Origin of the sequence: Neobacillus sp. SuZ13, from assembly GCF_030123365.1 — a bacterium.
Classification (GTDB): Bacteria; Bacillota; Bacilli; order Bacillales; family Cytobacillaceae; genus Neobacillus.
Window position 1 is genome coordinate 6,079,052 of sequence record NZ_CP126107.1, and the last position, 6,303, is coordinate 6,085,354.

Here is a 6,303-nt window from a genome sequence, read left to right on the forward strand (position 1 = left end):
CTTCCTCACATAATTATTCATTCGAAACCCTTGCGATCTTTCCTTGTTCTAGATAGACAAGCAAGATGGAAATATCGGCCGGATTAACTCCAGCTATCCGTGATGCCTGTGCAATGGATAACGGTTTGACTAGCTTTAGTTTCTGCCTAGCTTCCGTCGCAAGTCCGGAGACGGCGTCATAATCGATATTCTCAGGGATTTTCTTATCTTCCATTTTCTTTAATCGTTCAACTTGCTGCAGTGACTTTGTAATATACCCATCATATTTTAGTTGAATTTCCACCTGTTCCTTTACCTCTTCATCTAAAGCAACTTCACTAGGAAAAATGGTTTCAAGTTGATGATAGGACATCTCTGGTCTTTTTAATAAATCAGAGGCCCGGATTCCATCCTTTAATTCACTGCCGCCAATGCTGCGTATCATTTCTTGAACCTCTGCAGTCGGTTTCAAGAACGTTGATTCTAAGCGCTGCTTTTCGGTTTCAATTGCGTCTTTTTTGGCCAAGAACTTTTCATAACGATCATCACGAATTAAGCCAATTTGGTGGCCTATTTCCGTTAGGCGTAAATCGGCATTATCATGGCGCAAAAGCAGGCGGTACTCTGCTCGAGATGTTAACAAGCGATAGGGTTCATTCGTCCCTTTTGTAATTAAATCATCAATTAACACCCCAATGTACGCATCGGAACGACTTAATATTAGCTGATCACGGCCCAGTGCATTTAAACCAGCATTGATCCCAGCCATTAAGCCTTGACCTGCTGCTTCTTCATATCCAGATGTTCCATTAATTTGACCGGCAGTATAGAGATTTTTAACGACCTTTGTTTCAAGCGTTGGCCATAGTTGAGTAGGTACAATCGCATCATATTCAATCGCATAACCAGAGCGCATCATTTGTACATTCTCAAGACCAGAAATCGATTTAAGAATTTGCTGCTGAACATCCTCTGGCAAACTTGTAGACAATCCCTGCACATACACTTCCTGTGTATTCCTGCCTTCAGGCTCAAGGAAAATTTGGTGACGCGGCTTATCATTAAAGCGGACTACTTTATCCTCAATCGACGGACAGTAACGCGGACCTGTTCCCTTAATCATTCCAGAAAACATTGGTGAACGATGTAGATTCTGATCAATAATTTGATGAGTTTCCTCGTTCGTATAGGTTAACCAGCATGGCAGTTGGTCCGTAATATATTTCGTTGTTTCATAAGAAAACGCTCTGGGCGTATCATCACCTGGTTGGATTTCTGTTTTACTGTAATCAATGGTATTACTATTGACGCGCGGCGGCGTTCCCGTTTTGAAGCGGACCAGATCAAAACCAAGCGCTTCGAGATGCTCAGATAATTTAATTGATGGCTGTTGATTATTCGGACCACTCGAATACTTCAAGTCGCCAATAATAATTTCACCACGTAAGAAAGTTCCAGTTGTAATGACGACTGTTTTGGCGCGATAAACAGCTCCTGTCTTGGTAATAACACCAGTACAAACGCCATCCTCTACGATCAATTGTTCGACCATCCCTTGGATTAGGGTCATATTTTCTTCTTCTTCAATCGTTTTTTTCATTTCATGCTGATAAGCAAATTTATCAGCCTGGGCCCGCAACGCCCGTACGGCTGGACCTTTACCAGTGTTCAGCATTCTCATTTGGATATAGGTTTTATCAATATTTCTACCCATTTCTCCGCCGAGCGCATCAATTTCACGAACGACGATTCCCTTCGCTGGTCCTCCAACCGATGGGTTACATGGCATAAAGGCAACCATATCGAGATTAATTGTGATCATTAATGTTTTTGCGCCAATTCTTGCAGCAGCAAGGCCTGCTTCACATCCGGCATGACCTGCCCCGATGACAATGACGTCAAAATTTCCTGCTTCGTATTGCATATTGTCACTCCTCTTTCTATTTACCTAGACAGAACTGCGAGAATAATTGGTCAATCAAACTCTCATGGACGCTTTCACCAATGATTTCGCCAAGTAATTCCCATGTTCTCGTTAAATCAATTTGAACAATATCTATCGGTGTCCCCATTTCTACTCCTTCAATCGCCTCTTCGATCGACTGTAAGCTTTGGCTTAATAAGCCGATATGGCGGCTATTGGAAACATAGGTCATATCGCCAGCTTCAATTGATCCCGCAAAAAATAATGAAGCAATGGCTTCCTCTAACTCATCAACACCACGATCTTCAAGTAAGGAAGTGGTAACAACCTTGTGTTCTCTTGCTAAAGCATATACTTTCTCAAACTCGATTTTTTGCTCCAAGTCTGTTTTATTAACAATAACGATGACATCCATTCCTTTGACTACTTCAAAAAGCTTTTCATCTTCTGCACTCAGTTGCTCCGCATAATTTAACACTAGCAAAATCAAATCTGCCTCTTGTAAAACCTGACGGGAGCGCTCAACTCCAATTCGTTCGACAATATCCTCTGTTTCTCTGATCCCTGCAGTGTCCAAAAGCCGAAGTGGGACGCCGCGAACATTCACGTATTCTTCAATGACATCCCTTGTTGTTCCAGGAATATCTGTTACAATCGCTTTATTTTCATGAACAAGGCTGTTTAAGAGCGAAGATTTCCCTACATTTGGGCGGCCAACAATTGCCGTTGACAATCCTTCTCGTAAAATTTTTCCTTGTTCCGATGTTTGTAGCAGTTTTTTGATTTCCTCCCTGACAAAATGGGCTTTTTCTGACAGCATTTTATGGGTCATTTCTTCCACATCGTCATATTCCGGGTAATCAATATTCACCTCAACATGAGCAAGGATTTCTAAAATCTCCTGTCTGAGCCTCTGAATCAACTTCGATAAGCGGCCTTCCATTTGCCCTAGCGCTACATTCATCGCCCGATCTGTTTTGGCTCTGATTAAATCCATTACTGCTTCCGCTTGCGATAAATCAATCCGACCATTTAAGAAAGCTCTCTTTGTAAACTCACCTGGTTCTGCAAGTCTTGCTCCATTCGTCAGCACTAACTGAAGGACTCTATTCACAGAAACAATTCCGCCATGGCAGTTTATTTCCACTACATCCTCTTTTGTAAAAGTTTTCGGACCCTTCATCACAGAAACCATAACCTCTTCGACCACTTGTTTCGATTTCGGCTCGATCAGGTGTCCATAGTGAATCGTATGGGTGGCTGCTTCAGTCAGCTTTTTCCCGCCGATACTTCTAAATAGCTTGTCTGCAATTTCAAATGCATCATCACCGCTCAAGCGGACAATAGCAATCGCTCCTTCTCCCATTGGAGTGGAGATGGCAGCAATCGTATCATATTCCATTTCCTTCACCTCACATTAAAAATTGTTTATCTATATAAAAAATGATTTTTTCTCCAAAACAATAGAATACCACATCATTTTCTGTTGAAAAAGTAAACCTTCTCGACCTTTAACTATCCACAATTCACTTTTATCCCATTATTATTTTAACTTATCCACATGTGAATAACAATAAAACGAAAAACGAGAAAAGATTTAGGTTATCAACAACTTCTTTTTCGACATTTTTTTCAGAAGCAAAAAAAAACATCCTATCAATCGATAGGATGTTTTTTAACTTATCATATTATCTTTTCGCTGGAGAAATCACGATATAGCGATGTGGTTCCGATCCATCAGAAAATGTCTTCACACGTTTGTTATCAGATAATGCAGCATGAATAACTTTACGCTCATAAGAAGGCATTGGTTCTAAGGTTACATCTTTTCCTGACTTAAGGGCTTTTCCGGCAAGTCGATGAGCTAATTGAACAAGGGTTTCATTTCTTCTCTTCCGATAATCTTCCGCATCCAGAATCACGGTTAAATATTGATTTGAGAAACGATTGATGACTAATTGTGTTAAATATTGAAGCGAATTTAGTGTTTGCCCTCTTTTTCCAATTAACAAAGCAATCTTTTCTCCGGTCATGATAAAATGAACATGTTTTCCCTCACGCTTAATTTCTATTTCAGCAGGGGCCCCCATTTGCTCACTTACTTGCGTTAAAAACTTTTTCGCTTCCTCAATGGGATCAATGATAACAGTTACTTTTACCACTGCTGGACGTGATCCGAATATCCCGAAGATTCCCTTTTTACCTTCATCAATAATATCAATATCTGTGCGGTCTTTGCTGGTTTGTAATTGAGCTAAAGCTGATTTTACTGCTTCTTCGACAGTTTGTCCTGTAGCAGTTACCTGTTTCACTTTTTTGCTCCTCCCGCATTACCGGATGCCTTTGCCGTTTTCAGATCCGGTCCTTTAATAAAGTACGTTTGCACAATCATAAAAATATTTCCGACTACCCAGTACAAGGAAAGTGCAGCAGGGAAATTAAAGGCAAAAACAACAATCATAATCGGCATCATCCAAAGCATCATTGCCATTTGTGGGTTATGCTCTTGGCCAGCCATCATCAATTTTTGCTGAATAAAGGTGGTGATACCTGCAATAATTGGCAAAATATAGTATGGATCTTTATCTCCCAGGTCAAACCATAGGAAATTATCTGAAGCAATTTCTCTTGTTCGTGAGATTGCATGGTAAAAACCAATTAAAATTGGCATTTGCACGATTAAAGGAAAACAACCGGCCATTGGATTGACACCATGTTTTGAAAAAAGGGCCATCGTTTCCTGTTGCAATTTTTGCTGCGTTTTTTGATCTTTCGAGCTATATTTTTCACGTAGTGCCTTCATTTCAGGCTGCAAAGCCTGCATCGCTTTCGAACTTCTTGTCTGCTTGATCATAAGCGGCAAAATGGCAAGGCGGATGAGAATCGTTACTACAATAATCGATAATCCAAAGCTTCCCCCAAGAATAAATGCCCCTTCTTTAATCAACCAGGATAATGGATACACTATGTACTCATTCCAAAAGCCTGTACTCTCCGAAGTAATCGGCTGTTTTATTTCACTGCATCCTGTCAGCAGGATAAAGACAGAAAGTAAGCCGACTACTAGTAATATTCTTCTTTTCAACCAATATTTCCTCCTTACAATAAAGATAGTCAAACCACTCTATGTATATTTTTTTGTTAGATTTCAAAGGTATTTTATCACTTACGCAAAGGAATTGTCTTCATTATGGTAAATTTTCTGGCAAATTTCTTCATACTTATGTCCTTACCGTCACTTTTTCAAAACTTTACCGACTTTCAGAACATGGGTCAAACTTTTTTTCACCTCAAAAAAATCCATTTCAGCTGCAGGTTTTCTAGCAATAATGACATAGTCATTTCCTTTCGCCAACTGCTCACTCAACTCAAAGATAGATTGTCTTACATAACGTTTGATTCGATTCCTTGTTACAGCATTTCCAATCTTCTTACTCACAGACAAGCCGATTCGAAAATGATCTTGTCCCTCTTTTGGTAAGGAATAGACAACAAACTGCCGATTGGCAAAAGACTGTCCCTTTTGGAATGCTGTTTGAAATTCTTTATTCTTTTTAATACGTAGCTCTTTTTTCATAAAAACACCCTCAGTCGGATTAGAAAAAAGACCACTGACTTTTCAGTGGTCTATGCTGATAATACTTTTCTTCCCTTTAGACGACGACGAGCTAGAACCTTACGGCCATTAGCTGAGCTCATACGACTACGGAAACCGTGAACTTTACTGTGCTTACGTTTATTTGGTTGATATGTTCTTTTCATTATATGACACCTCCCTAAAGGATGCTATCAAGTTAAGTGACAGTCTTACTCATTATAATAACCTCACCATTAAATTGTCAACCATTCTCTAATATTGTTCCCATTTCCAAATTTTATCGAACATGAATTAGCTAACTTCCAGAGATTATATTCTTATATGAACACGTCCGATCATCGCTAATTTTGTAACGTTAGCTCTTCTAGTAAGTCATCATTTCCTTGTGGATATTTTTTCGACATTATTTTAGCTATCCACACAAGATATTGACAGGTTTTGCACAAAACATCTACTTGTGGACAAATACTGTACACATATTGTTATAGTTGTGGATAAACTACGAAAAGGCATTGCACCTTAAGCAATTATTTGATATTATATTTGTGTTTTCACTCTGAATAACTTTATCCACATATATACGTTATCCACAAATTGTGGATATCATGTGGATAGCTTATCCTAGGGTACTGTAGAAAGTTGTCCACAAGAGGTGGATATTGTCGAAACTCCACTTTACTTCCTTATTATTTATTATCCACATTCACTGATTCGTATATTTATAAATTAATAGGTTGTACTGACGGTATAAAGAAAAGCGCAATCGCCAATTTAGGACTGCGTACTAAAGGAGGGATATTAT

6 protein-coding genes are annotated in these 6,303 nt (G+C 39.3%); all 6 read right to left on the reverse strand.

Annotated elements, in window-relative coordinates:
• Positions 1–13: 13 nt before the first annotated feature.
• On the reverse strand, positions 14–1,903 hold the full coding sequence (gene mnmG, locus QNH17_RS29815; protein WP_283876876.1) for a tRNA uridine-5-carboxymethylaminomethyl(34) synthesis enzyme MnmG: 1,890 nt from the start codon (positions 1,901–1,903) through the stop codon (positions 14–16).
• A gap of 16 nt (positions 1,904–1,919) precedes the next feature.
• On the reverse strand, positions 1,920–3,305 hold the full coding sequence (gene mnmE / locus QNH17_RS29820) for a tRNA uridine-5-carboxymethylaminomethyl(34) synthesis GTPase MnmE (protein WP_283876877.1): 1,386 nt from the start codon (positions 3,303–3,305) through the stop codon (positions 1,920–1,922).
• 286 nt (positions 3,306–3,591) lie between these two features.
• A complete protein-coding gene (gene jag, locus QNH17_RS29825) occupies positions 3,592–4,215 on the reverse strand; it encodes an RNA-binding cell elongation regulator Jag/EloR (RefSeq protein WP_283876878.1) in 624 nt (207 codons plus the stop codon).
• Positions 4,212–4,988, reverse strand: a complete 777-nt coding sequence (gene spoIIIJ, locus QNH17_RS29830) for a YidC family membrane integrase SpoIIIJ (protein ID WP_283876879.1) — start codon at positions 4,986–4,988, stop codon at positions 4,212–4,214. Before spoIIIJ ends, jag begins: the two co-directional genes overlap by 4 nt.
• A 150-nt stretch (positions 4,989–5,138) precedes the next feature.
• A complete protein-coding gene (gene rnpA / locus QNH17_RS29835) occupies positions 5,139–5,480 on the reverse strand; it encodes a ribonuclease P protein component (protein ID WP_283876880.1) in 342 nt (113 codons plus the stop codon).
• Between the two features lie 50 nt (positions 5,481–5,530).
• Complete coding sequence (gene rpmH / locus QNH17_RS29840) at positions 5,531–5,665, reverse strand: 50S ribosomal protein L34 (protein WP_007084526.1); 135 nt, start codon at positions 5,663–5,665, stop codon at positions 5,531–5,533.
• Positions 5,666–6,303: the final 638 nt, after the last annotated feature.